Source organism: Nocardia sp. bgisy134 (assembly GCF_057708325.1).
In genome coordinates this window covers 72514-97592 of sequence record NZ_JBYIRW010000015.1, presented here as the reverse complement: position 1 = coordinate 97592, position 25079 = coordinate 72514, and the positions used below count along the sequence as shown (strand labels likewise).

The window sequence follows — 25079 nt, the reverse complement described above, 5'->3', positions numbered from 1 at the left end:
GCGCCGGTCGGCGAGTTCAGTAGACATCGCGCACGTAGCGTTTGTCGTCGGTGAGTCGCTTGACGTAGGCGTCGGCATCCTCGGCCGTCATGTGGCCGTGGTGCGCGACGATCTCGCGCAGCGCGGTGTCGACGTCCTTGGCCATGCGGGTGGCGTCGCCGCAGATGTAGAAATGCGCCCCGTCGTCGAGCCATCTCCAGAGGTGGGCGCCGTGTTCGCGCATCCGGTCCTGGACGTAGACCTTGGTGCGCAGGTCGCGGGAGAATGCGAGGTCGAGGCGGTGGGGAACCACAGCCGTGGCGTCGACCCGTCCGGGTGCGCGCGTACTTCCTGGCTGATGCCGTCGTTGTGGTAGCGGATCGGGTTGCGCGCGGGCCCATCCGGGGCGATCGGCCATTGCAGCGGGCCTTCGCGCAGCCGCTGGTAGCTGACCCCGCGTAGGTCGTAGCCGGTCTTCGGATTCCAGGCCCGCTTGATCTCGTCGAGGATCTCCTCGGCATGCGTGTAGCCGAAGGCATCGGAGTATCCCATCGCACAGGCGATGCGCGCGATGATCTGCCAATCGGGGATGGCTTCGCCGGGTGCGGGCAGCGCCTTCCGCACGAGGGTGAGGTTGCGCTCGGAGTTGATCATCACCCCTTCGCCCTCGACCCAGAGGGTGGCGGGCAGCGTGATATCGGCGTAGGCGTTGGTCTCGGTGTCGACGAAGACGTCCTGGGTGACGACCAGTTCCGCGGCTTCGAGTCCCGCCAGTACGGTCTTCCGATTCGCCACGGTGGCAACGGGATTGGTGCAGATGATCCAGCAGGCTTTGATCTCACCGGCCGCCATCCTGGCGAACATGTCGACGGTGCCGGTGCCGACGTCGGTGCGCAGTGTGCCCTGCGGCAGGTCCCAGAGCCGTTCGACGAACTCGCGGTCGGCGTCGACCAGCACCGACCGCTGGCCGGGCAGGCCGGGGCCCATGTAGCCCATTTCCCGCCCGCCCATCGCGTTCGGTTGCCCGGTCAGCGAGAACGGGCCACTCCCTGTGCGGCAGATCGCACCCGTCGCCACATGCAGATTGATCAGTGTTGGTGTTCCAGGTGCCGTGCGTGGACTGGTTGAGTCCCATTGTCCAGCAACTCATCCAGTTGTCGGCGGCGCCGATCAGTTCGGCGGCCCGCCGGATGTCGTCGGCGGCCAGCCCGGTGATCTCGGCGACCGTGGCGGGCGGGTAGTCGCGCAAGAACTCCGGCATCACCTCCCAGCCCTCGGTGAACTCGGCGATGAACTCCGTGTCGGTGTGGCCGTTCTCGACGAGCAGATGCAGCAGCCCGTTCAGTAGTGCGAGATCGGTGCCGGGCGCGATCTGGAGGTACAGGTCGGCGGCTGTGATATCGGTTGCCGCAAGCTGTGGCGGCTGCCCGATGACCGCGCGCTGCTGCGATCCTGGTTCGAACTCGACACCGACGCGGAGTTCGTCATCAGCGTCGGCGCCACGGGCCGGGGCACGGCCGATCGGCTACGCGACGTGCTCGACGAGATCGGGGCGCACATCCTGATCGACGGCGTGCGCATGCGGCCCGGTGGCTCGCAGATCGTCGCCCGCCTCGCCGACGGGCGGGTCCTGCTGGCGCTGCCCGGAAATCCCTTGGCGGCCATCGCGGCCACGCTGGTGACCGGCAGATCGGTGGTGCGCGCTCTCACGGGCCGCCGCCCGTCACCCCCGCTGCGAGGGTGGATCCTCGACGCGGCGGCGCCGGACCGTGAACTGACCCGGGTCGTGCCCGCCTGGCAGGTCGACGGCGGCGTCTGGCGGACCAACGGTGCGGTGAGCACTCCGCATCTGGCCGATCTGCTCGGCGCGCACGCACTGGCGCTGTTGCCACCCGGGGTAGGCCGGGGTTCTCTGGTCGAGATCCTGCCGCTCCCGCACTGAATCACACCGCAGGAACCATTGTTCGCGTGGGTTTTTCACCAACGGAGTCGCCGACCGAGCCAGTCAGTGGTGACCCTGGCCGAGCGGGCTTGGTACCGGCGGAGGCTGGGTGATCGTGGTGGCGCGGGCTCACGGCTTTTCGCGGCCCAGTAGCCGGCCAAGGCGCAGAGGAATGCCGAGACCGCGACAGGATCGATGTCACTGGTCACCGGATGGGTGGCGAGGAGCCGATCGGTATCGATTCCGTGCGCGGCGATGGCCGGGCTGAGTGCGACTAGGTCGATCCACGCGGCTCCGCGGCAGGGCCATGCCCAGTCGAGGACCGCGATGGCGCCGTCGGGTCGGAGCAGCATGTTGTCCGGGCGCAGGTCGGTGTGCAGCAGTGTTTCGCCTGCGGCGTGGTCGGTCCAGGTCGATTCCAGCTCGGCGAGCTTGTCGAGGTTGCGCCGCGACCAGTCGTCCAGGTCGGCGGGTGGCTGGTGTTCGGCGAATCTCCGCCAGCCCTGTAGTTGCGGCCCGTAATCCTGGGCGATTGTCGGCAGATCGGGCAACGGGCTGGGTGTGAGAGTTGCCGCCAGCTGCTCGATCGTGGACAGTACCGCCGCCAGCTCGGCTGGTCGATCGAGCCGGGGATGGTGACCGGGTACGTAGTCGAAGATCGCGACGAGCCAACCGGGGGTGTCGAGGCTGAATCGCAGCGCCGGCGCGGGAGCCGTCGACGGCAGACGGGCGGCGGTTTCGAGCTCGGTCCGGTACATCGCGGCGAGACTGTCGTCGGAGTCGATCGCCTTGACGAAAACGTCTCGGCCGTCGCTCAATTCGAGCCGGGCGGCCAAGCCGTGGCTGAATCCGCCCGGTTGCGTGGTGGCCGCACGCACTCGCGCGCCCGAACGGTGCTCGATCTCGGCGCGCACGACGTCGGGAAGCTCGTTCCATCGGATCCGGTTCGCGCTGTTGTCGTTGCCGTCCATGCGACCATCGTGGTGCGGGCGCCTTGCCGGTTCCAATTCTTTTCACCCTGTGCCGACAAGAGACTACGACCGAATCGGGACGACTCAGTGTTCTGTTCCGGGGTCCCGCCCCTCGAACGCGGCGCCGCCGAAGGTTTCGAGGGTTGCCGCGGGGTCGCGCCAGAAGGCGGTGACGAGGTCGGCCAGCAGTTCGGGTGCTCGGATGAGGGGACCGACGTGCCCGGCGGCGGGGAACAGGACGAGCGAGCCGTTGCGGAGCCGGTGAGCCGCGGTTTTCGCGTCCGCGACGGTCCACATCGGATCCGCGGGTCCGGTGGTGAGCAGGGTGGGCGTCTCGATGGTGGCGAGGACCGGCGTGAGGTTCGGCCGGGCCAGGCTCAACGCCGAGACCGCGTGCAGCATGTCGGTGCGGCGGGCTCGGCGAAACGCGTCGCCGACCAGTGCCGCGCCCGCGGGGTCCGCCGCGCGGGCGTCGGGACCGAGCAGGACATCGACGAGAAGGGATCGGATCGGCCGGGCGCCGACCAGGAGATAGAGCACGGTCAGCGACCGGACCCGGCGTCGCTCGGCCGGGGTGAGCGCCGGGATCGGCGCGCCCACGGCCGCGAGCGTCCGGCAGCGGCGCGGATGCGCGGCCGCGAACAGGATGCCGACATGTCCGCCCCAGGCGTTGCCGAGCCAGTCGACGGGCTCGTCGATACCCAGGTGGTCGAGGACGTCCTCCGCGACGCCCACGCAGTGGTCGAGGGTGAAGCGGCGCGTGGGTGGCGGGTTCCCGCCGTGGCACGGCCCGTCGACGAGGAGGAGCGTGCGGCTCTGGGCGAGGCGGTTTTCGACGCGGGCCCAGGTGGTGGAGTCGACGAAGAGACTGTGCCACAGCAGCGCGGGCGGACCGGAGCCGAGCGTGCGGACGTGCAGCGAGCCGAGCCGGGTCGGAGTGAGCGTCACGCCTGGGCTCCGGCCGCGGTCACCGTCTCCTGTTGCAGTACTTCGCTCGCCGCCCGCTCGCCCGAGCGAACGGCTCCGTCTACCCAACCGCACATGACGGCGGAGCTCTCGGTGCCTGCCCAGTGGACGCGGCCGCACGGTTCGCGCAGGGCAGGACCGAACTGCGTCAGCACACCGGTCGGCGCGTGGCTGAGCATCCCGCCACCGGAGTACCGCTCGGCACTCCAGTCCTGCTCGACGTAATCGACGGGCAGGCTTGCCTTGTCGCCGAAACGTTCGGCGAGCGAGCCGAGTATCGCCCTTCTCCGCTCGGCCGGATCGAGTCCTCCGATACGCCGCGCGATGGGTCCCTCGGTGATGACACACAGGATCCCGGGTCGTCCGGTGTTCGTGCACGCATCGATGGTGATGGTCGCCGGTGAGCCCGGCGCCGCCGACTGTCCCGTCAGCCCGTCGTCACGCCAGAACGGCTCGTCGTACACGGCAGCGATCTTGAGGATCGAGCCGCTCGGCATGCGCTGATGCAGGAACGAGCGATTCACCGGCAGCATCGGCTCGTAGAGAATCTGGCTCGCGATCGCCAGGGGAACCGCAACGATCACCCGGCTAGAGCGCACCGTCAACTCGTCGGAGCGGACCGTCACGCCGTCGGCGTCCTGATCGATGCGCCGGACAGGCTGGGACAAGTGGATCGCATCGCCCAGCTGTGCCGCCATGGCGCCGGAGATCGCGCCCATGCCTCCGACCGGTCGCGCATCCTGGGCGCCGTCTTTGACCCCCAAGACGAAGCCGGGCCCGCCTCCCGACGCCATCTGGTACAGCACGAACAGCAACGACACCTCCGAGCCATCGGAGGTGTAGAGGCCGGCGATCGCGGTCTCGAGCAGCTCACGCGCGGGTTTGGAGAGCACATTGCTGTCCAGCCAGTGGGCCAGGCTGACCCGATCCCACTTGTCGGCATGCTTCGCCGCCCACGGCCTTTCGAGCGGAATCGCCTTGCACATGTGACCCAGCTCGAGCAGTACCGTGCCGAGGTTCAGCGCCGCCCACGGACTCATCGTCCACGGGATCGTGCCCTCGTAGCGGTGCCGCTTGCCGTCGACCACCATGAGGGCCTCGCCGTCGGTGTACTGCTGGTAACTCGATATTCCGAACTCGGTCATCAACGCCCGGATCCGGTCCTGCCCCGGCCCGATCCAGGCGCCGCCACGATCGATCCAGGACCCGTCCGCACGCACCTCGGTGAACGTGCGTCCGCCGAGCCGGTCGCGAGCTTCCAGCATCGCCACCGATCGACCCGCCTGTTTCAGCCGCAGTGCGGCGGCCAATCCGGCAAATCCCCCACCAACTACGCAATAGTCGACGTCTGTCATGAGCGCCGCCTCGTGTTGAAGTTCCGCGCGAAGACCGCCGTGCGGCCGGGCGCTACTTGCCGCACCCTCGACACACCGGGTGCACATCGCCTTCGATCAGGCTCGAGCGTCGAATTCGTCCAGCAATTCTATAGCAATCCGGGGATGCGTTCCCGGCCTCACGCGGGTTTGGGAAGGTCGGGAATCGCGGTGGCGTAGCGGTCTTCGAGCTCGTCGACGGCGTCGTCGATGTAGCGGGCCAGGAGCTGGACCTCGGGCAACGCCGTCGGGCACGCGGTGAAGCCGAGGTGCATTCGACCGGCGTAGGACACCGCGGTGATGTTGAGTGCTTCACCCTTGAACAGCAGCGACAGCGGGTAGAGGCCCGCCATCCTCGCGCCGGCGAGGTAGCGAGGCTGCGATGGCCCCGGCACGTTCGAGACGATCAGGTTGAACGCCGGTGCGAGGCGCTCGACGGCGCCGGGTGTGAGCTGCCGGATCGTGTGCGGCGCCATGGCGAGAATCGAGTAGGGGAGCGGCGCCGCGTGCGGCAGGGCGGCCTGATGGTTCTTGGCCGCGGTCGTCGAGCGGGAAATCGTCGTCAGCCGGGCGGCGGGATCGGGCTGGTCCGTGGCGAGGTCGGCGAACATGATGCCTATCGAACTGTCCGCGTTCGATCCCTCCGGCGCCGCGATGGAGACCGGGCAGCCCGCTATCAGCGGCTTGTCCGGCAGTCCGCCGATGTCGAGCAGGTAGCGGCGCAACGCGGTGGAACACGCGGCGAGCACGATGTCGTTGGGACTCGCTCCGCTGGCCTTCGAGAGATCCTTGATCCTGTTCAGATCGATCGAGGCCGTGCAGACGCGGCGTCGCGGGCCGATGTCGACATTGAGACGCGACCTCGGTGCGGTGAACGGACCGGTCAGCGGTGCGTTGGTTCGCCACGCCAGGAACAGCGTGCCGACGGCCTTCGCCGCGGCGAACAACGCTCTGGCCGGATTCGGCCGGGATTTCGTTGCTCGACGGGCCTCGATATCGGTCGGTCGCGGACGGCCGATCGTCCAGACCGGAGTCGCCACCGGCGCGCCCCCATCGGTGGCGAGGGAGCGGCTCAGCAAGCGGACCGCGTCGACGCCGTTGATCAGCGCGTGATGGGCCGCCAGGTAGACGGCGAATCGATTCCCGGACAGTCCTTCGATGACATGGACCTGCCACATCGGGCGGCGGGTATCGAACCGGCTCGACCGCAGTTGTGAAACGAGTTGTGCCAGTTCGGATTCGCCCCCGGCGGCCGAGAGTGTGTGATGGCGGAGGTGGAAGTCGAGGTCGATGTCGTCGACCAGTGCGCGCCGAGCTCGCCGGGGGAACCGCCGCATGCGGATGACCGTCCGGAACCGGGGATCGACGTCGGTCCGCTTCCTGAAGTCCGCCAGAATGCGTCGCACGACCTCCGCGGCCGGTTCGCCGTCCGTCTCGAACGTCGCGAGCGCCGCGACGTGCATCGGCGTCGTGGGCGATTCGAGCCAGACCCAGAACGACTCGTCGATACGGAGGTGCTTGCTTCTCTTCTGGCGACCCACGATGTTCCCCTTGCGCTCGGCGGCGATTCGATGCGACATCGGCGGCGCGTGATCGGGTTGGCGGCGGCAGACTCCAGCCCGATGATGATGATGATTTCATCATCCATGATGGAATGGGTCAAATTGTGGGGTGTCGGCCGAGTGCTCTAACCGGCGGGGCTGTGTGCCGGTGTCGGCTCATATTTCTCCAAAGAAGCTGCTGCTCTGGCAATTTCGCCTGCTTCGACGGGGGGGACGCCCAAGGTGATCAAGCAAGCGCGGGCCGCGGCCACCTCGGGCTCGGGGTCGGTCCAGGTTTCGTCGTTGCGCGCCTCGAGCAGGGCGAGGACCAGGCCGGCGAGGGCGCGGGACAGTACCTCGGCGGGAAGGTGGTCGGAGAAGACGCCGAGGTGCTGTCCGTGGCGCAGCGTCTCGGCGCCGTTCTCGTGCACCGGCGCCAGTCGCTCTTCGATGCGCGTCCCCAGCGTCGTTTCCGCGAGTCTGAGTAGCAGGCGGTACTTGTCGCCGACTCGCCACAGGGCGATCGTGCAGCGCGCCGAGGTGACGGCGACCGGTTCGTCGGGGTCGAGCGAGCGCAGGGTTCGGGCGATGTCCTCCGAGGCCAGGTCGAGGATGCCGTCGATCAATGCCTCGCGGGTGGGGAAGTGGCCGTACAGGGTTCGGCGCACAACGCCTGCGGCGGACGCGATTTCCTCCATGCTGGCCGCGGGGTTGCGTGCCAGCTCGCCCGCTGCGACGTCGAGGATGTGCCGTCGATTGGCATGCGCGCGGGTGCCCGGTGTCGCGGATGAAGTCATGGTTCCTGTCGTCGTCGTGTGAGTCCCTTCACGTTCCAGGGTCGCACGGTTGCACGTTGCTGTGCAAATTCCGTAGATTGCACAACAACGTGCAATTGCACGGCAGTGTGCATTTACCGAGAGGAACGGACGTGTCTCTGCTAGTCACCACGCCGGTGGAACCGGGCGCCGTCTACGGCAGGCGATGGGCCGCGCTGGCGGTGCTGTGCCTGAGTGTGCTGATCGGCGTCATGACCAATACGTCGCTGATCGTCGCCGCGCCGGATATGACCGTCGACCTGGGATTGTCGAGCCAGGATCTGCAGTGGATCATCGACGCGTACACCATCCCCTATGCCGCGTTGATGCTGCTCATGGGCGCGATCGGCGACAAGTACAGCCGCCGCGGCATGCTGCTGCTCGGCCTCGCCGTCTTCGCGGGCGGCGCGGTGCTGGGATCGGTCGTCGACAGCGCGGACCTGGTGATCGTCGCCCGCGCGATCATGGGCACGGCGGCCGCGATGATCATGCCCGCGACGCTGTCGCTGCTCGTGGCGACCTTCCCCAAACGCGAACGCGCCGTGGCGATTACGATCTGGACGGCGACCACCGGCCTGGCCATCGCGGTCGGGCCGCTGGTGGCGGGCTGGCTGCTCATCGACAACGGATGGGCGTCGACCTTCCTCATCAACGTTCCCATCGCCGTCGGCTCGTTCGTCGCGGCGCTGGCGCTGGTCCCGCCCTCGCGGGCGCAGGCGACGCAGCGGCTGGACCTGATGGGCGGTGCGTTGTCGGTCGTGGCCGTCGCGGCGCTGGTCTACATGATCATCGAAGGCCCGCGCAACGGCTGGCACACCTCCGCGGTGATCGCCGGTGCGCTGGCCGCTCTCGCCGCCGCCGCGTTCACCGCCTGGGAACTGCGCCACCCCAACCCGATGCTGGACATCCGCAAGTTCGGTGACCGCGCGTTCGCGGGCGCGAATCTCGCTGTGCTGCTGTTCTTCCTGGCCGCGTTCGGCGCGATCTACTACATCACGCAGCACCTGCAGTTCGTCCTCGGCTACGACCCGCTGGACACGGGTGTGCGGCTGCTGCCGCTGGCGGGCGCGGTGTTCGTCGGCTCGGCGATCACCGGTGTGCTGACCCCTCGGCTCGGACTGCGGACGATGGTTGTCGCGGGTATGACGGTCGGGACTCTGGCGCTGATGATCCTCACCCGCGTCGATGCCGAGTCGGGGTACGCGGCGTTCGTCGGGCCGCTGATGCTGCTCGGCCTCGCGATCGGGCTCAGCGTCTCCCCGGCCACCGACGCCATCATGGACGCCTTCCCCGAACGGCTGCTCGGCGTGGGAGGCGCGGTGAACGATACCTCCGTCGAACTCGGCGGCACGCTGGGCATCGCCATCCTGGGTTCCCTGCTGGCGAGTGCCTACAGCGACGAGATCGGTCCTGTCGTCGCGGGCCGTCTGCCCGCGGAAGCGGCCGACGCGGCGCAGGATTCGATCGGCGGCGCGCTCATCGTGGCCGAGCGGATCGGTGCGGCCGGAATGCCGGAGCAGGCCGCGCAACTCGTCTCCGCCGCCGATGCGGCCTTCGCCCACGCGGTCTCGCAGACCAGTCTGATCGCGGCGATCGTGCTCGCGATCGGCACCGTCACCGTCGGGGTCCTGCTCCCGGCGCGGCGCAAGCCCGCACCGGCTCCCGCCGCGAGCGCGACCGAGGAGCTGGTGACGGTCGGCTGATGCTTCGGCACGCGGTGCGGGAATTTCCGCCGCGCTGTCCGTGATTCGTTGCGATCCGTCCTCCGCATGTCGATGCGGAGGACGGATCGCTTCCCCGTCGGCCGTGGGAACGCCGCCACGCTCCGAGCCGGCCCGACTGTCGCCGGTGGGATCGGGAGCACAGGGCAGCGACACCGCGCTCGGTGGCGGGCGACGCGACGAGCGTTTCGGCAGCCTGTACCTACGCGTCGGCCGGAGCGGAGAGTGTCCGACGGGCGCCGCGCCGCTTGGCGGCATACGGCTGTACGAACATGTAGAGACCGGAGAACAGGAGTGCGGCGAGCGGGAGCAGCGGGAGGTAGGACACCCAGACGATCGGCTCTTCCGGCGCCAAGGCCACGAAGGTGGCGAGAACGGTCGAGAGGAAAACGATCGCCGACCAGCGGTGCAGCTGCCGGATCCACTGGGCCGTCGAGCGACCTCGGTTCGCAGCGGCCTGCCGGGATGGGATGTCCGCGGCTCGTCGATTGCGTCCGATGGCATACGGCAACACGAAGAGGTAGAGGCCGGAGAACAGGAGCAGGGCGAGCGGGAGCAGCGGTAGATACGACACCCAGACCGGACCCTCTAGCGCCAAGGCGGCGATGGTGACGACGACGGTCGCGGTGAAGGCGATGGCCAGCCACCGGTGCGTCAGCCGAATCCGCTTGTTCCAGTTCATTGAGTCCTCCTCCGAAGGCGAGCAACCCGGCGATCTGCCGGGTGGACGTCGATAGCGAGAACGTTAGCTACGGCCCGGTGACCTGCGCTTCTCGATTCCTGATCGTTCTCGTCGCTTGCTCGGCGAGCGTGCCCAGCCCGGTGAGAAGTCTCCGAGAGTCGCACCCGGGGCCTTGCGGCAAAACCCCGGGTGTGCCGCAGAATCGCCGGCCGAACGTCGGAATCTGCGAGAAGGGGAGTAGCGAGCATGCGTGAGTTGTCGACGACCGAGGACGCGACGAAGGACTCCGAGGGGAGTGGGCGAGTGAAGCGCTGTCGTGCTGGTTCGGCGCACCCCGGAAAGCGACAGTGCCGATGTAGTTGTCGCGCGTCTCCGGTTGTCGGCAGGTGTTTCTACAATCCGTCCGTGACGCTCACCCTCGCCGACCTCGTCGGCTACACCGACCGTGATCTCGACGCCGACCTGGCCCGGTGGTTCCCCGATGCCAGTCCCGTCCACGTGCCGGAGGAAACCCGCTCGGTCGCACCGTTTCTCGAGCGCCTGGCCCCCGCCGACGCGACGGCCTTGGCCGCGCTCGACCGCCGGGTCCGCTCGGGCCGGTTGCCGCAGTTCTTGGACATCTTCGACTGGTCCTACGGTTTCGAGTTCGCGGAAAACGATTGCGGCATACGCGATTCGGACTACACGACCGAGCTCACCGACGACGATGTCTACTCGGTCGGCGCGGACGGCGGCGGCAATCTGTATGTCGTGCTCGCGAACGGTCAAGTGGCCGTGTGGTTTCACGAAGAGGAGGTGCTGGAGGGTGGCACCCGTTTCGACAACCTCGACGTGTTCCTGTGGTCGTTCGTGCGCTACCGCGCGGTGCGCGCGGGGAAGCTCGAACGCTCGGAGGTGGAGGCGGACTTCCTGGCGCTCGGTCAGGACGGTGCGCTCGAACCGAACCTGGGCCTGCTGAAGTTCATGAAATAGCGGAAGCATTCGCCGTCGGAGCGGCGCCCGGCTGATGGTCGGACGCCGCTCCCGTCATGTCAGGCCGGTGACGTTCCGACGCGGCCGAGGTGCCGGACGAAGAACCAGACCGCACGACCTCGGTTCAGCCGGCCGATTCCGCGGCGCCGTCCGACACCGCTTCGCGCTCCCGCTCTGCGCCGCGGACCCGCCAGCTCCGATATCCGCGATGCACGGCGAAGGCTCCGATGATCGCGGTGACGCACCAGACCGCGATGGCGGAATAGGCAAGGGGCGCCGACAGATCGCCGATCGACGCGCCGAGCGCGGTGTAGACGAATGCCCGCGGCGCCGATCCGATGAACGATCCGACGGCCATCTGCCACAACGGAACTCCGAAGGCGCCGAACACATACGACGCCAGCGCATCCGAGATACCGGGGACGAAGCGTTGCCCGACGACGGCCCACAAGCCGCGCTGCTCGATCTGCGCGTCGATACGAGCGGCGCGTTCGGCGCCGAGCAACCCGCGCGTACTCTCGCGGCCCGCCCGGCGCCCGAGGAAGCTGGTGATGACCGCCGTCCCGACGGCCGACCCCAGCGTCACGAACGTTCCGAGCAGCGGTCCGAAAAGAAACCCGCTCCCAGCCGCCAGAATCGGGCCGGGAACGAAGACGGCGCCGAGCGCGGCCGACACCACCACGTAGGCCAATGGCGCCGCGGGCCCGGTCGCCGCGATCATGCCGCGCACGCCGTCGACGTCGATCACTCGCGCGATGGCGACGAGATAGAACATCGCGAGCAGGAACGCGACGGACACCGCGAGCCGCACGATGTGCCGCCGTCGGCTGGTGGGGGAGAAATCGTTGTCGTCGGGCATGGTGAACCTGTCACTTGTCGTCGGCGCGGCGAAGGAGTCCGTTGGCGGCGAGACCGAGCAGGGTCTCGGCGCGTTGTGCCGGATCGGGAAGGGATTCGGTGGCCAGGGATATGCCGTTGGCGAGTTGCAGGACGTCGTCGACCGCGACACCGGAGGCGATCGAGCCCTCGCGTCGGGCGCGATCGACGAGTTGTCGTGCCGCTTCCCTGATCATGGCGTGGGGCGAGAACCCCGGATCGGAGTTGTACCCCGTCAGCGCCGGTCCGAGACCTCGTGCGGTGGCCGCGTGCGCCACGACATCGCGCAGCCACATCACCAGGGCCGCACTGGCATTCGGCGCGGTCAGCAGATCCTCGGCCCGTGTGCACAAGACCTCGACGCGTTCGCGCAGCACCGCTTCCAGCAGCATCTCGCGGCTCGGGAAGTGCCGGTGCAAGGTGGCCGATCCGACCCCGGCGCGGCGGGCGATCTCCTCCAGGGACGCGTCGGCCCCGGCCTCGGCGATCACGGCACTCGCCGCCGTCACCAGCCTGTCGCGGTTGCGTCGCGCATCGGCCCGCATGCGACCCGATGAGCTGGGGTTCTCTCCCATCTGTTCGACTGCCTTCTTGCTAAATGGGGTGGGCACCCCGTATCGTACCCGGCGATAAATGGGGTGGGCCCTCCGTTTCGCGTCGCGTCCGATGCGCTCGTCGAATCGGCCCACGGATTCCGAAAGGTGACGAGATGCCGGACATCACCGTGGCGGACCGCGTCGCGATTCACGAAACGATCGCCCTGCACGGGCATTTGGCCGACGATCGTGCGTGGGATCGGCTCGATGAAGTGTTCGCCGACGACGTGGTCTTCGACCTGACGGACTACGGCTACGGCACGCTGCATGGACTGCGGGCGATGCGGGACCTGGCGCGCGGCAGTCGGGATGCGGCGAATCAGCCGATGGGGCATCACGTCACCAATATCGTCATCGTCGGCCAGGATCGCGAGAACGTGCGGGTGCGGTCGAAGGCGCTGGCGGTCGCGGCCGACGGGACGAGCGCGTCCGCGGTGTATGAAGACGTGCTGCTGCGGGAGCCGCGGGGGTGGCGCATCGGCTACCGCAAGGTGGTGGCGCGTCGCGGGCCGGCCGTCGGGTAGTCGGCGCTGCGCGGTTCGACGCCGACGATCGACATGAGGCGCACGTCTTCAACGGGTTAGCCGAAGGTGTGCCACCGGGGGAATTTCGCTGCAGGGGGGCCGACTCGCTCGATATCAATCGACCGCTTGGTGGTACCTACGTCGAGGGCGAACCACCTTGGTAGCCGCTGTTTCTCGGATTCCGCTCGGTCTGTTTCGGCAAGGAGGTAATGCCTCCCATCCGTCCCATTCCGCCGCACGAATAGTGAGGTAGCTGAATATTCACTCACAATGAAAGGGAGGTGGTAACGGAATGTCGAGTTGCCGCGTGGCCGTGATCGGAGCCGGATTCGGTGGTATCGGGATGGGAGTGGCTCTGAAGCGGGCGGGATTCGAGGATTTCGTGATCTTCGAGAAGAGCGCCGACGTCGGCGGGGTCTGGCGGGACAACACCTATCCGGGTTGCAACTGCGATGTCCCCTCGCACCTGTATTCGTTCACCTTCGCGCCCTATCGCGACAGGCACATCCGCTATCCCGGACAGCGACAGATCCTCGAGTACCTGCGTCGGGTCGCTGTCGAGTGCGATCTGATGCCGCACCTTCGGCTGGGCACAGCCATCACCGCGGCCACCTACCTCGAGCAGCAGGGCCGCTGGGAGCTGGCCACGGCCACGGGCCGGTCGGTGGCCGATGTGGTCGTCTTCGCAGTCGGCCAGCTGCACCGCCCGTATCTGCCCGACATCGAGGGGCGGACCGACTTCGCCGGGTTGTCGTTCCACACCGCCGAATGGGATCACCGGCACGACTTGCGCGGTCGCGACATCGCGGTGATCGGCACGGGATCCAGCGCCGCCCAGATCCTGCCGACCCTCGCGGCCGCCGCCGCGCGGGTACGCCTGTTCCAGCGCACACCGCACTGGGTGCTGCCGAAGCCTCCGGCCGAGTTCGGGCCGTTGGCCCGAGCGGGCCTGAGTCTGCCTGGCGCGCACCACTTTTACCGGCAGGCGCTCGACCACGGTGCGGACGCCCTGCTGGCGCCGATCATGCGGCGGGGGTGGTCGGCGCGGCCCGCCGCATGGCTGGCCCGCCGGTACCTGCACCGCCAGGTCCCCGACCCCGCATTGCGTGCGAAACTCACACCCGACTATCCCATCGGTGGCAAACGCATCATCTTCGACAGCCACTACTACCCGACCCTCAACCGCCCCAACGTCGAACTGGTCACCGAGCCGGTCACGGGCATCGTCGGCGACGGTCTGGTGACCGCCGACGGGACCTGCCATCGAGTCGATGTGATCGTCTACGCCACGGGTTTCCGGGCGCCGGAATTCCTCGTCCCGGTCGTGGTGCGCGGGCGGGAAGGGAGGGTGTTGCACGAGCAATGGCGCACCGGCGCGAGCGCGTTCTTCGGCTTGGCCGTCCCCGGCTATCCGAACGCCTTCCTGATCGCCGGGCCCAATTCGTTCAACCCCGCGGGCAGCAACCCCGCCATGAAAGAACGTCAAATCGACTACATCCTCGACTGCCTGCGCTTGCGCGACCGGCTCGGCGCCGCGGCGATCGAAGTCGACGAGGAGGCGATGCGCGCCCATCGGCGATGGCTCGATCGGGCGATCGCCAAGACGGTGTGGCCCATCACCGGGCCGAGCTGGTACAAGGATCGCGCCGGGCGCGTCACCAACCCGTGGCCGGCCTCGGCGCGGACCTACGAGCGGATGCTGCGAAATCACCGGCCCGTGGCGTGCTTCCGCGCGGTCTCGGCGGACACGCCATATCCCAGACACGGTCGCCCGGCCCCTGCGGTGACCCGATGTTCGACGCCGGTCGCGTCTCCCGCGGTGTCCTGACCGGGCGCCCTCGACCGGCGTCGGCCGGTTGAGTTCGTGTGGAGCCCAGCATGATCGACAGACAGCGCGGCCGCGTCCGTTGCCGCGCTGTCAGCCCTCCGTACTCAGGCGGCGGCGTGGGCGGTCCGGTCGCGGGTGAGCGCGCCGTCGGTCATGCGGTAGACCGCGTCCATGCGAGGCAGGTGGGTGTGGTCGTGGGTGACGAGGAGGGTGGCGGCGCGGTGGTCGTCGGCGACGGTCAGGATGAGGTCGATGATCGCCGCGCCGCGTTCGGAATCCAGTGCGCTGGTCGGCTCGTCGACGACGAGCAGCGCCGGATCGTTCATCAGCGCGCGGGCGATGTTCACGCGCTGACGTTGGCCGCCGGACAGCTGCGCGGGGCGCTTCGCCGCATGCTCCGCCAGCCCGACGGCATCCAGGAGTTCCCTTGCCTTGGCGCGGGCTTCGCGGCGTCGAGCCGGTGTCGTGAAGACTCGTCCGCCGAGATGGTGCATCATCTCGAGCTGTTCGAGGGCGGTGAGCGCGGGAACGAGATTGGCCTGCTGGAAGACGATGCCGATGGACGAGCGGCGTAGCGCGGCCGCCTCGCGGCGGCTGAGCGATACCAAATCGACTGCGGTCGAGGAGGTTTCGAGCAGCACCCGGCCGGAATCGGGTCGGGTCAGCGTCGCGACCACGGCGAGCAGGCTGGATTTGCCCGAGCCCGAGGGGCCGGTGATCGCGGCGACGGTGCCCGCGTCCACGCGAAGGCTCACACGGTCGAGTGCGGTGAGCCGGTCCGCGCCGTCGGGGTAGGTGAGGGTGACGTCGTCGACGGTGAGGGTCATGAGGTGCTCCGGTGTGTCAGCGGGCCGCGCCGAGCGCGGCGAGCGGGTCGGTGGTGAAGAGGAAGCGCAGGGCGAACGCGGCGCCGAGCAAGCCCAGCACGACGAGCGCGGCCGCGGGCAGCACCGTGGTCGCGGGCGTCACCACGAACGGGACCGCTTCGCCGACGAAAGACGCTGCCGCCAGGGTGATTCCGAGTCCGGCGACGACGCCCGCGACAAGCACGACGGCGGCTTGGCCGAGCGCGTCGCGGACCAGCGATCCCGAGGTCGCCCCGAGCGCCTTCAGTGTCGCGATGTCGGGCGTGCGCTGGATCGTCCACACGGTGAAGAACGCCCCGATCACCAGCGCCGAGATGGCGAAGAGCAGCACGGTCATCAGGGTCAGCGAACCGTTCTCGGCGCGGTAGGAGCCGAGCGCGTCCAGTGACCCGGAGACGCTGGTCGCGGTGGTCCGCGCGGCGGCGTTCGCGGCCGCGGCGTCGGACACGCCGGAGACCGCGAGCACCGTGGCCACACCACCGCGCGGGCTGACCGAGCGCCAGTCCTCGACCGTCATCCAGACCACCGGCGTGTGGCTGTACCAATCGTCGCCGCGGACCGCCGCCACGGTGAAGTCGCGCTCGCCGAGATGCAGAATGTCACCCGCCGCCGTCTTCAGTTCTCGCGCCGCGCCTTCGCTGAGCACGACCGATCCCTGCTCGGTTGCGGCGCGATTGCCGACCGTGGATTCCCGCGCGCCGAACAGGGCGACGCGCGCGGGGGCGCCGGACCCGACCGCCTCGGCGCGTCCGATGCCGACCGGGTCCACCGTCCGCGCGGCGGCTCGCCAGATCTCGACCTGCCGCTCGGTGAGCGCGGACGTGTCGAAGGACGGATCACCGCCGCTGTCGGCGAACACCAGTTGCTCGGCGGAGATGGCCTGGACCGCGGAAATGTTCTGGTGCGCGAGCCCGGCGGTGAGACCGCTCAGGAAACTCACCAGCAACGCCACCAGCGTGACGACCAGCGTGATGAGCAGGAAACGGCCGCGGGCGACGCGCAAATCCCGGAGTGCGAGGAACATGCCTCCACTCTCGCGGTGCGCGGCCGGTGCGCCATCGCACGCGGGAAGGAACCGGCGGCGGACGAAGGGTGGAGGCGGTTTTCCACCTTTCGATGGATGCCGCCCGGATAACCGCACATAAGCTGGCAGCGTGCACCCGTCGCCGCTCACCCCTGTCGTCACCGCGTTGCGGCTGGGCTTGCACCTGTTGGTGACGGTGCTCGCCGCGGTGGTCGTGGTGCGCGCGCTGCTGCCGGGCGCGCCGCATTCGGTGCCGGTGGTCGTGCTGACGGCGGCGTTTCTGCTCGTCTATTTCGCGGGCGCGTTCTTCGGTGATCAGCGGGGCGCCGCGCTGCCGGTGTGGCTCGGGGCGCTGACCTTGCTGTGGCTCGGCCTGGTCGTCCTCGCACCCGACGCCGGGTACCTGGCCTTCGGATTGTTCTTCCTCTACTTGCACCTGCTGCCGCGTCCGTGGAGCCTGCTCGCGGTGGCGGCGGCGACCGCGGTCGCGGTCACCGGGTTCGGCGTGCACACCGGGTGGTCGGTCGCCGGCGTGGTCGGTCCGGTCATCGGGGCCGCCGTGGCGGTGGGCATCGGGCTCGGATACGAGGCGCTGTTCCGGGAATTCGCGGAACGACAGCGGCTCATCGACGAATTGCTCAGCACCAGGGCCGCTCTCGCGGACCGCGAACACACCGCGGGCAGGCTCGCCGAGCGTGAGCGCCTCGCCCAGGAGATCCACGACACCGTCGCCCAGGGGCTGAGCAGCATCCAGCTGCTGTTGCACGCGGCAGAACAGGCCGATCCGCGGCATCCCGCCCTGCCGCAGATTCGGCTCGCTCGCGAGACGGCGGCCGAGAACCTGGCCGAGACCCGTGGTCTCATCGCCGAACTCGCGCCGGTGCCGCTGGAGGGCTCGTCGCTGGCCGAGGCGCTGGAACGGATCTGCCGTCGCGCCGAAACGCCGAGTCTGCGCACCCAGCTGGTGGTGGAGGGCGAGCCCGAGCGGCTGGCCATGCCGATCGAGGCGGCCCTGGTGCGCATCGCGCAGGGCGCGGTCGCCAACGTGGTACAGCACGCGAACGCCGGTCGAATGCGTCTCACCCTGACCTACGCCGACACCGACGTGCACATGGACGTAGTCGACGACGGAATCGGCATGGACCCCGAGGTTTCGGTGCGCACCAAGTCCGGCGGCTTCGGGTTGCCTGCGATGCGGGCGCGGGTCGAGCAGCAGGGCGGCAGCATGGCGGTGGAGTCGGAACCCGGGCACACCGCCGTCTCGGTATCGTTTCCGCTCGTGCCGGGAACCGTTGTCGCCGAGGCAGATTCGGCGGCCGACGGATGATCCGGCTGCTGCTGGCCGACGATCACGCCATCATGCGCGCGGGCTTGCGCGCGCTGCTCACCGGTGCCGACGACGTCGAGGTCGTGGGGGAGGCGGCGACCGCCGAAGCGGCCGTGGCGTTCTGCGCCACGACGCCCGTCGACCTCGTGTTGATGGACCTGAGTTTCGGTGGCGGGCGTTCCGGCGTGGACGCCACCGCGGAGATCCGCGCGCTGCCGCGCCCGGCGAACGTCCTGGTGGTGACCAACTACGACACCGACGCTCACATCCTCGGCGCGATCGAGGCGGGCGCCTGCGGGTACATCCTCAAGGACACCCCGCCGCCCGAGCTGCTCTCGGCGGTGCGTTCCGCCGCCGCGGGGGAGAGTGTGCTCTCGCCCGCGGTCGCGTCCAAACTCATGACGCGGGTCCGGCGTGCCGACACCACGTTGAGCCCGCGCGAGATCGAGGTGCTCCGGCTCGTCGCCGACGGACGGTCGAACCGGGAGATCGCCAAGGAACTGTTCCTGAGCGAGACCACCGTGAAATCCCACCTCGTGCACATCTACGCCAAGCTCGGGGTCCGCTCCCGCACCTCGGCGGTGGCACGCGCTCGTGAACAGGGCGCGATCTGAGACTGTCCCATCACATCGCGGGTTTCGCGCGGCGTGATTCGCCCGGGTGGGAGGCGTTCACGGCTGCTGGAGGATGCTCATCGGCGTCGCCGGGTCGCGCTGTGTCGGCAGCCCGTGTCCGGGGACGATGATCCGGGCCGGCTGGGCGGCCAGGATATGAGCGCTGTCGAGGGTGCGGGTTTCGTCGTGGTTGAACACCTTCGGCAGCAGTTGCGGTCCGGTCTCCCGGACGAGGGGGTGTCCGGTGACCAGGGCGTCGCCGGTGAACAGGACCGCTTCGGACGGCATGAAGTAGGCGGTGTGGCCGTCGGTGTGGCCGGGGGTCGGTATCGCGACGAAGCCGCCGGGCAGCGACGACAGGGTGGTGTCGTCGGCGGCGGTGGCGGACGGCACGCTGGTACCGAGATGGCCCCGCACCGCTCGCAGGGTCTGGACCACCCATCGACGGCCCCGGCGGGTGCGGAGGAGCCCGAGCATCTGGGCGGGGGTGATTTGTTGCAGGTATTCGCGTTTCGCGTGCCGGACTTCCTCGGCGCCGGTGTAGACGGGCGCCCCGGTCCGTTCGACGAGGGTGGGGATGGCGCCCATGTGATCGAGATGGGCGTGGGTCAGCAGGACGGCGGCGATGTCGGCGAGCTCGTGGCCGATCTGGCGTACCGAGCTCAGGACGTCGTCGGTGTCGGAAGGGTATCCGGCGTCGACGACGGTGACGCCGGATCCGTCGCTGACCAGTGCCCAGTTGACGTTCGTTCCGGCCACGACGTAGACGGAGTCGGAGACCTGGTCGATCTTCACGGGTGTGTCCTCACTGCTCGATGCGGTGTTCGATGACGCCGACGCCGTCGATCTCCAGGCGCAGTTCGTCGCCGGGCGCCAGCCAGCGGCCCAGTTCCATCCCGCAGCCTCCTGGCAGGGTGCCGCTGGACAGGAGTTCACCGGGATAGAGCTGCTCGCTTCGGGAGGCGTGCGCGATCGCCTCGGCCATCGAGTATCGCATTCCCTGAGTTCCGGTCCGCGAGACCGTGTTTCCGTTGATCCTCACGGTGGCCGTCAAGCGATCGAGCCGGTCGGCCACCGCCGCACCGGCGACCGCGGTCGCCGACATCGAGGTGGTGAAGTGCTTGGACTTCTGCGGACCGAACCCGGAACGCATTTCCGCGAGTTGCACGTCGCGCGCCGAGAAGTCGTTGACGACGACCACCGCGCCGATCGCGGCGGCGGCTTGCTCGACGGTGGCATCGCGCAGCGGTGCGGCCAGCACGACCCCGAGTTCGAGCTCGAAATCCAGTGCGCGGCTGTAGGCCGGGCAGGTGATCGGGACGCCGGAGGGGACGATGGTCAGCGCGTTGGACATGTAGTAGATCGGCTGACGGTACCAGAGCGCGTGCGGCCGGAAGGCGGGAAAAGTGCGGCGGGTCAGTGTTTCGAAGGCGCGTCCGAGCCGGTGGGCGGCAGGCACGAAGCGTCGCGCCAGACCACGGGCGGCGGCGATGGCGTGCTCTTCGAACACCATGAAGTCGCGGAAGGACGCCGGGCACACCGGCAGTACCGTGGCACCGTCGGCCAGTCCCATGCTGTCGTAGCGGGCGAGCTCGAATTCCGTGGTGAACGCCGATGGAATAGCGAAAGCCTCTGTAGAACTGTCTATTTCGTCTGCGGACTGCCAGCCGTCACCGGTGTCGATGTGCACTTCGATCCGCCGTTCGGCGAGGTCGAGCGTTCGCCGCATCCGCGGCAGCAGCGTCGGAGAATCGTTCATCGCGTCACCGCCACGACGGTCTCGCGGACGGCCGAATGATCGTGCAGACCCGTTTTCGCCAGTTCCGGCAACGACATCATTGCTGAGCCTTCCACCTAGCCGCTGATTCGCAGAATATTCTGCTTTAGTAAGCCTAGGTAGCCGGCGCGGCTAAAAGCAAGAGATTCTGCTTTAGAATTTCTGCGTGACCGAACTCGAGAACGCCGTGCCGCAGCGACGACCGGGAGGTCGCGCAGCTCGAGTGCGGGAAGCCGTCCACAGAGCGGTCCTCGACGTCGTGACCGAGCACGGCGTCGACAAGGTCGGGATCCCGGAGGTCAGCCGCCGCGCGGGCGTGCGCGACAGCTCCATCTACCGACGCTGGGGCAGCCGTGAGAATCTGATCCTCGACGCACTGCTCGCCGCGAGCGAGCGCACCCTGCCGCTGCCCGACACCGGGACGCTGCGCGGCGACCTCACCGCCTTCGGCACCGCTCTCATCGATCTCCTCGACAGTCCGCTGGGCCACGGTCTGTTCCGTGCGCTGGCCTTCGTCACCGACTCCGAGGAAGTCGTCGAGGCGCGAAAGACTTTCTGGGCCACCCGATATCGCGTGACCACGCTCATGATCGGCCACGCTGTGGCACGCGGCGAACTCCCGCCGGACACCGACGCCCGCCTCGCCATCGAACTGCTGATCGCGCCCATCCATTTCCGCAACCTGCTCACCGGCGACCACCCCGACGCCGAGTTCGTCGACCACCTCGTCGCCCACGTGATCCGCGCCCTCCAACCGGCTCCTGTCGGCGATCCCGACGATGGTCGCGCTCGAGAATGAGCTCACCAGGCGCGCTGTTGCGAGTATGCGACTACTCGAATTCTCGTCGACGCGCCTGGTCGCGCAGGCACTCGGCGCCTCAGTGGATACCGACCAGCCTAGGGGAGGGTGTCAGGTTGAGGCTGCCGACGGCCGCGCGGACGTCGGTCGGCCAGATGAAGAGCCGGTAGGTCGGGTCGATGTCGAAATAGTCCTCGGGGCCGACCAGCACTCGCGTGCGCATGTCGGCGCAGTATCGTTCGCGCCAGGCGAAAGGATCGGGTACCGGCTTCCTGTCGACGATGATCGATTTGGCGATCGCGTACAGCCTTTCCACGCAACGGTATTCGTATGCGGGCATGGTCGTCGGCTCGTCCCAGATTCCGCGTCTGGCGGTGACCGCCTCGTCGGCGGCGCTGAGGAACAGGGGCAAGTCGAGTTCGCCGGGGATCGATGGGTAGATGATGAACGTCGCAGCCCAGCCCGAGCGCACCATGTCGAGGTTGAAGGTCGAGCGTTGTTCGCGGGTCAGTGTCGCCAGTTCCGGCTTCGAGTAGTTCGGGGCGAGGTAGGCGAGCAGTCGTCCGTTGCCGTCGAACGGTGCGTCCGCGGTGTGCACGAACAGGTTTCGCCGGGTCCCGTCCGGCCGTGTCAGTCGCTGGGCGGCATTGGCTTTGGCGAAATCGGCCGCCTGCGTGCCCTGGGTGAACTGGATGGTTCCCGCCTTGCCGGTGGAGAGTCTCGGGAGGAGGAAATCGGCGAACCGGCGTGAGACGGGTACGTCGGCCGGCCGTTGCTGGATCCACTCCGCGAGTTGAGCGAACTTCTCGTCCACCCCCACCGCGCCTTGTGGCGAACCGGCGGTGACTTCCGGTGTGTCGATCGACAGCATCCGCACGGGCATCCGGATGCTCGGTGTGTCGCCGTCGTGGATGTCCACCAAGGCCTTCGAATCGAGTGACGGTATGCCGACACCGCTGGATGACCAGAAGATTTGTACTGCCTCGAGCATTTCGGTTCCTTCCGAGTTCGGATTCAGTGAAAGTCGCCGGGTTCCGGGAACAGGCCCCTTCCGATGGGACGGTGCGTATTCGGGTCGGCGGCGATGACGTCGGCCACGTCGGCGGCGTCGCGGAACAGCCGCGCACTGATCTCCTGCTGCTCCGGCTTGCTGGTGAAGGTCAGCTGAGCTGTTCGACGAAGCCACAATGCGAGCTGCCGGTAGGTCTTCTCATGGCTCTGCACCATGTTCGCCATGTAGCCGTTGTCGAAGAACAAGCGAAGGCCGGTCTCGGCGAAGTAGAAATGCGCGGCCGCGCACAACTCGGCCGGCGGCAGGAATCTCGCGGCGAAGGGATCGCCCGCGTCCTCACGCTCGGTGATCCATGTGACGTGGCGGGCGTTCATTTCGTTCGCGAAATGCATGAAGACGAAGGCGGTATTCGGCAAGTTCGCCGCGAGGACCGGGTCCAGGAAGGTATCGGTATCGAAGGTCGGCGTGTGCTCCAGGTTCGCACCCTCATTGCGCATGTGCGTCAGCTCGTGGGCGAGCTGGCCACGGAAGCTGGCCTTCGCCTGGCGTCCGTCCGGGTGGTGGGTCAGGACCATGCGTCCGCGAATCAACAAGTCGTTCAGCGCGATTGCGCTACGCTGCCGCCCATTCGAATCCTCGAACGAGACCGTGACACCGGATGCGTCCCGGGGTAGTTCGGCGAGTTCCTCGATGACGTTCTCCGGTATTCGATCGTCGTTCAAGCCACGGGCCCGGCTCGCCGCGACGATGGCCGAGCAGTCACCGGAGGTGAGCCTGTCGAGCATCGCGCGGCCGAGGTCGTGGCGTTGGCTCTCGAACGACTTCCGCAGCAGGTTCGCGAGCTCCAATCCGACGAAGGGTTCCACGCGGTGCTCGGCGACGAAACCGGCGAGTTCACCGAAATCGGCGTCCCCCGAGATGACGGGATCGTGGAACATGAACATGTCCAGGCGGCCCGAAGTGCCCTCGCCGACGACCGGATCGTCCGGGAACAGGCGCTGTTCCCGCTTGAATTCGCTGACCGCCGCGCCGGTCTTCACCCCGAAGATGCCGTCGAGTATTCCGGGGTCTTTGTCCAACCTGCGCAGTGCTTCCTGCACCCGCATGACGGAGAGGTTTTCCTCGGGCTCCATCATTCGGTGGGAACCCGCCAAGCACTTCTCCAGCACCGGATCGCCGGAGAATCGTTTCGACATCAAGCTCATGTCTCGCCTCGCATTCGCACTGGCCTGGACACTCGCCACGCGGTCTCGCGACGGGGTCGACACTTGTCGGGACGCCGACCGGCGGGCAGCGGACCCGCACGATTCGTGCGTCACGTGCACTATCCGCTCGGACCCCCGAGGCGCACACGAGTAGCCGGTACTCGATTTCTCGACGGCACGCGTTGGCGGTGTCCGCTCGAACCGGCGATCGCTCCACCTTCGGTGCCCGAGTGCGTACCGTGGCGAGGGTTCCGGCGTGGAAACGCTCCGTGAGAAGGGTGGAAGCATGACAGAGGCGCGAGTGCTTGTGGTCGGTGTAAATCCCGCGACGTTCGAGGGCTGGGATCCGGCGCCGGTCGAGGCGGCGATGGCACGCGGCCGGGCCCGATTCGACGATCTCGGTATCGAGGCCGACTGGTGCTTGGTGGCCCTCGACGAGAACCCCGAAGGAACGATCGTGGCGGCGCTGAACCGCAACAACTACGCCTGCGTGGTGATCGGCGGCGGCATCCGCAAGCACGAGCCGCTGCTCGAGTTGTTCGAGAAGATGGTCAACCTGGTCCGGCAGCACGCGCCCGACGCGGCCATCGCCTTCAACAACAGCCCCGAGGACTGCGCCGACGCGGCGCTGCGGTGGCTGCCCTAGCCGGCGTGTGGGCTCGGTTTCGGCCGGGCGACCACTCCGGAACCCGCGCGCGCTACCGACTGACTGACGTCCGAACTCCATGATGGTCGAAACCGAAAGGGAGCACATGAAACTGGAAACAGGCCAGGTCGCGGTGGTGACCGGCGCCGCCAATGGAATCGGACGAGCTGTGGCGCAGGCATTGTGCGACCGCGGGATACGAGTGGTGCTCGCCGATATCGATGGCGACGCGGTCGCGACAGCCGCCGACGAGCTCGGGCCCGACGCTCTCGCGGTGCGAACGGATGTCGCTGATCCACAACAGGTTCGGCAACTGGCCGACACCACCCTGGCGCGTTTCGGGCGGGTCGATCTGGTGTTCAACAATGCCGGAATGGCCGTGGGCGGACCGATCTGGCTGGTGGAACCCGAGGACTGGCAGCGGATCTGGGCGGTCAATGTGCAGGGCGTCGTCAACGGGATGCGTGCCTTCGTCCCGCACCTGATCGCGGCGGGACGCGGCCACGTCGTCAACACCTCGTCCCTGGCGGGTGTCACCACCGGTATGTTCAACGCCCCCTACACCGCGAGCAAGCACGCGGTCGTCTCGCTGACCGAGGCGCTGCACGGCGAACTGGCCGTACTCGCGCCCGGGATCGGTGTCACTGTGGTGTGCCCGGGCCCGGTCGACACCCAAATGTTGCGCGGGATCACCGACGGCATCGGATCCCTGCTCGGCGACAGCGTTACCACACAGCCCGAGGAAGGATGGCTCGGCACGCTCACTCCCGAGCAATGGGAGCGTCTCGCACCCGGGCTGGGCGTCATCGCCCACTTGGCGGACGAGGCCATGCCCGCGGCGCAGGCCGCGGAGATCATCCTGGGCGCGGTCGAGGCCGATCGCCTCTACGTGACCACTCACCCCACCTGGGCGACACAGGCCAGCGAACGGGTCGCGAGGATCGTGGCCGACATGCAAGCGTCCACCTAGCCTGCGGTCCTACGACAATCTCTCAGGGTCGCGCCCGCGTATTCGCTTGTGCG

General features: G+C 68.2%; 25 protein-coding genes and 1 pseudogene. 10 read left to right on the top strand and 16 right to left on the bottom strand.

Annotated features, from left to right (window positions below; translation table 11 throughout):
* Window positions 1–16 precede the first annotated feature (16 nt).
* Window positions 17–145 carry a hypothetical protein gene (locus tag AC3ERS_RS25005; protein ID WP_431970519.1) on the bottom strand — a complete coding sequence of 43 codons (129 nt, stop codon included), beginning with the start codon at window positions 143–145 and terminating at the stop codon, window positions 17–19.
* Window positions 146–273: 128 nt separating this feature from the next.
* Window positions 274–1369, bottom strand: a pseudogene (locus AC3ERS_RS25000) (molybdopterin-dependent oxidoreductase); the annotation flags it as partial.
* On the opposite strand from AC3ERS_RS25000, the gene AC3ERS_RS24995 reads away from it, so the two are divergent.
* Complete coding sequence (locus AC3ERS_RS24995) at window positions 1334–1921, top strand: molybdopterin-binding protein (RefSeq protein WP_431970627.1); 588 nt, start codon at window positions 1334–1336, stop codon at window positions 1919–1921. The pseudogene AC3ERS_RS25000 and the gene AC3ERS_RS24995 sit on opposite strands and share 36 nt — an antisense overlap.
* Before the next feature lie 35 nt (window positions 1922–1956).
* Here AC3ERS_RS24995 and AC3ERS_RS24990 read toward each other — a convergent pair whose 3' ends face one another.
* From AC3ERS_RS24990 to AC3ERS_RS24970, 5 genes are all read right to left on the bottom strand, one after another.
* The gene (locus tag AC3ERS_RS24990) at window positions 1957–2892 is read right to left on the bottom strand and encodes a protein kinase family protein (RefSeq protein WP_431970518.1); all 936 of its coding nucleotides are present in this window, start codon (window positions 2890–2892) and stop codon (window positions 1957–1959) included.
* A gap of 84 nt (window positions 2893–2976) precedes the next feature.
* Window positions 2977–3840 (bottom strand): alpha/beta fold hydrolase, encoded by an 864-nt coding sequence (locus AC3ERS_RS24985; RefSeq protein ID WP_431970517.1) that lies wholly within the window; start codon window positions 3838–3840, stop codon window positions 2977–2979.
* Window positions 3837–5213, bottom strand: a complete 1377-nt coding sequence (locus AC3ERS_RS24980) for a flavin monoamine oxidase family protein (protein ID WP_431970516.1) — start codon at window positions 5211–5213, stop codon at window positions 3837–3839. The genes AC3ERS_RS24985 and AC3ERS_RS24980 overlap by 4 nt, the downstream gene beginning before the upstream one ends.
* A 158-nt stretch (window positions 5214–5371) precedes the next feature.
* Window positions 5372–6811, bottom strand: a complete 1440-nt coding sequence (locus tag AC3ERS_RS24975; protein WP_431970515.1) for a wax ester/triacylglycerol synthase family O-acyltransferase — start codon at window positions 6809–6811, stop codon at window positions 5372–5374.
* A gap of 107 nt (window positions 6812–6918) precedes the next feature.
* Window positions 6919–7569 carry a TetR/AcrR family transcriptional regulator gene (locus AC3ERS_RS24970; protein ID WP_431970514.1) on the bottom strand — a complete coding sequence of 217 codons (651 nt, stop codon included), beginning with the start codon at window positions 7567–7569 and terminating at the stop codon, window positions 6919–6921.
* Between the two features lie 131 nt (window positions 7570–7700).
* On the opposite strand from AC3ERS_RS24970, the gene AC3ERS_RS24965 reads away from it, so the two are divergent.
* Complete coding sequence (locus AC3ERS_RS24965) at window positions 7701–9290, top strand: MFS transporter (protein ID WP_431970513.1); 1590 nt, start codon at window positions 7701–7703, stop codon at window positions 9288–9290.
* Window positions 9291–9510: 220 nt separating this feature from the next.
* Here AC3ERS_RS24965 and AC3ERS_RS24960 read toward each other — a convergent pair whose 3' ends face one another.
* On the bottom strand, window positions 9511–9990 hold the full coding sequence (locus AC3ERS_RS24960; protein ID WP_431970512.1) for a hypothetical protein: 480 nt from the start codon (window positions 9988–9990) through the stop codon (window positions 9511–9513).
* 246 nt (window positions 9991–10236) lie between these two features.
* Here AC3ERS_RS24960 and AC3ERS_RS24955 point away from each other — a divergent pair, with 246 nt between their 5' ends.
* Window positions 10237–10962, top strand: a complete 726-nt coding sequence (locus AC3ERS_RS24955; protein WP_431970511.1) for a hypothetical protein — start codon at window positions 10237–10239, stop codon at window positions 10960–10962.
* Between the two features lie 124 nt (window positions 10963–11086).
* Here AC3ERS_RS24955 and AC3ERS_RS24950 read toward each other — a convergent pair whose 3' ends face one another.
* Both AC3ERS_RS24950 and AC3ERS_RS24945 read right to left on the bottom strand, forming a co-directional pair.
* On the bottom strand, window positions 11087–11821 hold the full coding sequence (locus tag AC3ERS_RS24950) for a TVP38/TMEM64 family protein (protein WP_431970510.1): 735 nt from the start codon (window positions 11819–11821) through the stop codon (window positions 11087–11089).
* 10 nt (window positions 11822–11831) lie between these two features.
* Window positions 11832–12413 (bottom strand): TetR/AcrR family transcriptional regulator, encoded by a 582-nt coding sequence (locus AC3ERS_RS24945; RefSeq protein ID WP_431970509.1) that lies wholly within the window; start codon window positions 12411–12413, stop codon window positions 11832–11834.
* Between the two features lie 134 nt (window positions 12414–12547).
* Between AC3ERS_RS24945 and AC3ERS_RS24940 the strand changes: the two genes are divergently transcribed.
* Window positions 12548–12958, top strand: a complete 411-nt coding sequence (locus AC3ERS_RS24940; protein ID WP_431970508.1) for a nuclear transport factor 2 family protein — start codon at window positions 12548–12550, stop codon at window positions 12956–12958.
* 292 nt (window positions 12959–13250) lie between these two features.
* Entirely contained in the window at window positions 13251–14786 is a 1536-nt protein-coding gene (locus AC3ERS_RS24935) for a flavin-containing monooxygenase (RefSeq protein ID WP_488186861.1), read from the top strand.
* A 104-nt stretch (window positions 14787–14890) separates the two neighbouring features.
* Here AC3ERS_RS24935 and AC3ERS_RS24930 read toward each other — a convergent pair whose 3' ends face one another.
* Together AC3ERS_RS24930 and AC3ERS_RS24925 are read right to left on the bottom strand one after the other, a co-directional pair.
* Window positions 14891–15613, bottom strand: a complete 723-nt coding sequence (locus AC3ERS_RS24930; RefSeq protein WP_431970506.1) for an ABC transporter ATP-binding protein — start codon at window positions 15611–15613, stop codon at window positions 14891–14893.
* A 16-nt stretch (window positions 15614–15629) separates the two neighbouring features.
* Window positions 15630–16676: an ABC transporter permease gene (locus AC3ERS_RS24925; RefSeq protein ID WP_431970505.1), complete on the bottom strand. Its 1047-nt coding sequence runs from the start codon at window positions 16674–16676 to the stop codon at window positions 15630–15632.
* Between the two features lie 130 nt (window positions 16677–16806).
* On the opposite strand from AC3ERS_RS24925, the gene AC3ERS_RS24920 reads away from it, so the two are divergent.
* Both AC3ERS_RS24920 and AC3ERS_RS24915 read left to right on the top strand, forming a co-directional pair.
* On the top strand, window positions 16807–18003 hold the full coding sequence (locus AC3ERS_RS24920; protein WP_431970504.1) for a sensor histidine kinase: 1197 nt from the start codon (window positions 16807–16809) through the stop codon (window positions 18001–18003).
* Window positions 18000–18617 (top strand): LuxR C-terminal-related transcriptional regulator, encoded by a 618-nt coding sequence (locus AC3ERS_RS24915; protein ID WP_431970503.1) that lies wholly within the window; start codon window positions 18000–18002, stop codon window positions 18615–18617. The genes AC3ERS_RS24920 and AC3ERS_RS24915 overlap by 4 nt, the downstream gene beginning before the upstream one ends.
* A gap of 57 nt (window positions 18618–18674) precedes the next feature.
* Here the strand turns inward: AC3ERS_RS24915 and AC3ERS_RS24910 are convergent, their stop codons facing one another.
* Both AC3ERS_RS24910 and AC3ERS_RS24905 read right to left on the bottom strand, forming a co-directional pair.
* The gene (locus AC3ERS_RS24910; RefSeq protein ID WP_431970502.1) at window positions 18675–19412 is read right to left on the bottom strand and encodes an MBL fold metallo-hydrolase; all 738 of its coding nucleotides are present in this window, start codon (window positions 19410–19412) and stop codon (window positions 18675–18677) included.
* Between the two features lie 10 nt (window positions 19413–19422).
* Window positions 19423–20376, bottom strand: coding sequence for a fumarylacetoacetate hydrolase family protein (locus AC3ERS_RS24905; RefSeq protein WP_431970501.1), 954 nt, complete (start codon window positions 20374–20376; stop codon window positions 19423–19425).
* A gap of 184 nt (window positions 20377–20560) precedes the next feature.
* Between AC3ERS_RS24905 and AC3ERS_RS24900 the strand changes: the two genes are divergently transcribed.
* Entirely contained in the window at window positions 20561–21193 is a 633-nt protein-coding gene (locus tag AC3ERS_RS24900; protein WP_431970500.1) for a TetR/AcrR family transcriptional regulator, read from the top strand.
* Between the two features lie 79 nt (window positions 21194–21272).
* On the opposite strand, the gene AC3ERS_RS24895 is transcribed toward AC3ERS_RS24900, so the two are convergent.
* Together AC3ERS_RS24895 and AC3ERS_RS24890 are read right to left on the bottom strand one after the other, a co-directional pair.
* Window positions 21273–22184 carry a thermonuclease family protein gene (locus tag AC3ERS_RS24895; RefSeq protein WP_431970499.1) on the bottom strand — a complete coding sequence of 304 codons (912 nt, stop codon included), beginning with the start codon at window positions 22182–22184 and terminating at the stop codon, window positions 21273–21275.
* Between the two features lie 23 nt (window positions 22185–22207).
* Entirely contained in the window at window positions 22208–23410 is a 1203-nt protein-coding gene (locus AC3ERS_RS24890) for a peptidoglycan-binding domain-containing protein (RefSeq protein ID WP_431970498.1), read from the bottom strand.
* A gap of 286 nt (window positions 23411–23696) precedes the next feature.
* On the opposite strand from AC3ERS_RS24890, the gene AC3ERS_RS24885 reads away from it, so the two are divergent.
* A complete protein-coding gene (locus AC3ERS_RS24885) occupies window positions 23697–24056 on the top strand; it encodes a hypothetical protein (RefSeq protein ID WP_431970497.1) in 360 nt (119 codons plus the stop codon).
* A gap of 106 nt (window positions 24057–24162) precedes the next feature.
* On the top strand, window positions 24163–25026 hold the full coding sequence (locus tag AC3ERS_RS24880; protein WP_431970496.1) for an SDR family oxidoreductase: 864 nt from the start codon (window positions 24163–24165) through the stop codon (window positions 25024–25026).
* Window positions 25027–25079 lie beyond the last annotated feature (53 nt).

Bases quoted from the DNA above. Each gene is read 5' to 3' on its own strand.
- AC3ERS_RS25005 (WP_431970519.1), bottom strand. From the start codon at position 145: ATGGCCAAGGACGTCGACACCGCGCTGCGCGAGATCGTCGCGCACCAC.
- AC3ERS_RS24990 (WP_431970518.1), bottom strand. From the start codon at position 2,892: ATGGACGGCAACGACAACAGCGCGAACCGGATCCGATGGAACGAGCTT.
- AC3ERS_RS24980 (WP_431970516.1), bottom strand. From the start codon at position 5,213: ATGACAGACGTCGACTATTGCGTAGTTGGTGGGGGATTTGCCGGATTG.
- AC3ERS_RS24975 (WP_431970515.1), bottom strand. From the start codon at position 6,811: ATGTCGCATCGAATCGCCGCCGAGCGCAAGGGGAACATCGTGGGTCGC.
- AC3ERS_RS24970 (WP_431970514.1), bottom strand. From the start codon at position 7,569: ATGACTTCATCCGCGACACCGGGCACCCGCGCGCATGCCAATCGACGG.
- AC3ERS_RS24960 (WP_431970512.1), bottom strand. From the start codon at position 9,990: ATGAACTGGAACAAGCGGATTCGGCTGACGCACCGGTGGCTGGCCATC.
- AC3ERS_RS24955 (WP_431970511.1), top strand. From the start codon at position 10,237: ATGCGTGAGTTGTCGACGACCGAGGACGCGACGAAGGACTCCGAGGGG.
- AC3ERS_RS24950 (WP_431970510.1), bottom strand. From the start codon at position 11,821: ATGCCCGACGACAACGATTTCTCCCCCACCAGCCGACGGCGGCACATC.
- AC3ERS_RS24945 (WP_431970509.1), bottom strand. From the start codon at position 12,413: ATGGGAGAGAACCCCAGCTCATCGGGTCGCATGCGGGCCGATGCGCGA.
- AC3ERS_RS24940 (WP_431970508.1), top strand. From the start codon at position 12,548: ATGCCGGACATCACCGTGGCGGACCGCGTCGCGATTCACGAAACGATC.
- AC3ERS_RS24935 (WP_488186861.1), top strand. From the start codon at position 13,251: ATGTCGAGTTGCCGCGTGGCCGTGATCGGAGCCGGATTCGGTGGTATC.
- AC3ERS_RS24930 (WP_431970506.1), bottom strand. From the start codon at position 15,613: ATGACCCTCACCGTCGACGACGTCACCCTCACCTACCCCGACGGCGCG.
- AC3ERS_RS24925 (WP_431970505.1), bottom strand. From the start codon at position 16,676: ATGTTCCTCGCACTCCGGGATTTGCGCGTCGCCCGCGGCCGTTTCCTG.
- AC3ERS_RS24915 (WP_431970503.1), top strand. From the start codon at position 18,000: ATGATCCGGCTGCTGCTGGCCGACGATCACGCCATCATGCGCGCGGGC.
- AC3ERS_RS24905 (WP_431970501.1), bottom strand. From the start codon at position 20,376: ATGAACGATTCTCCGACGCTGCTGCCGCGGATGCGGCGAACGCTCGAC.
- AC3ERS_RS24895 (WP_431970499.1), bottom strand. From the start codon at position 22,184: ATGCTCGAGGCAGTACAAATCTTCTGGTCATCCAGCGGTGTCGGCATA.
- AC3ERS_RS24890 (WP_431970498.1), bottom strand. From the start codon at position 23,410: ATGAGCTTGATGTCGAAACGATTCTCCGGCGATCCGGTGCTGGAGAAG.
- AC3ERS_RS24885 (WP_431970497.1), top strand. From the start codon at position 23,697: ATGACAGAGGCGCGAGTGCTTGTGGTCGGTGTAAATCCCGCGACGTTC.
- AC3ERS_RS24880 (WP_431970496.1), top strand. From the start codon at position 24,163: ATGAAACTGGAAACAGGCCAGGTCGCGGTGGTGACCGGCGCCGCCAAT.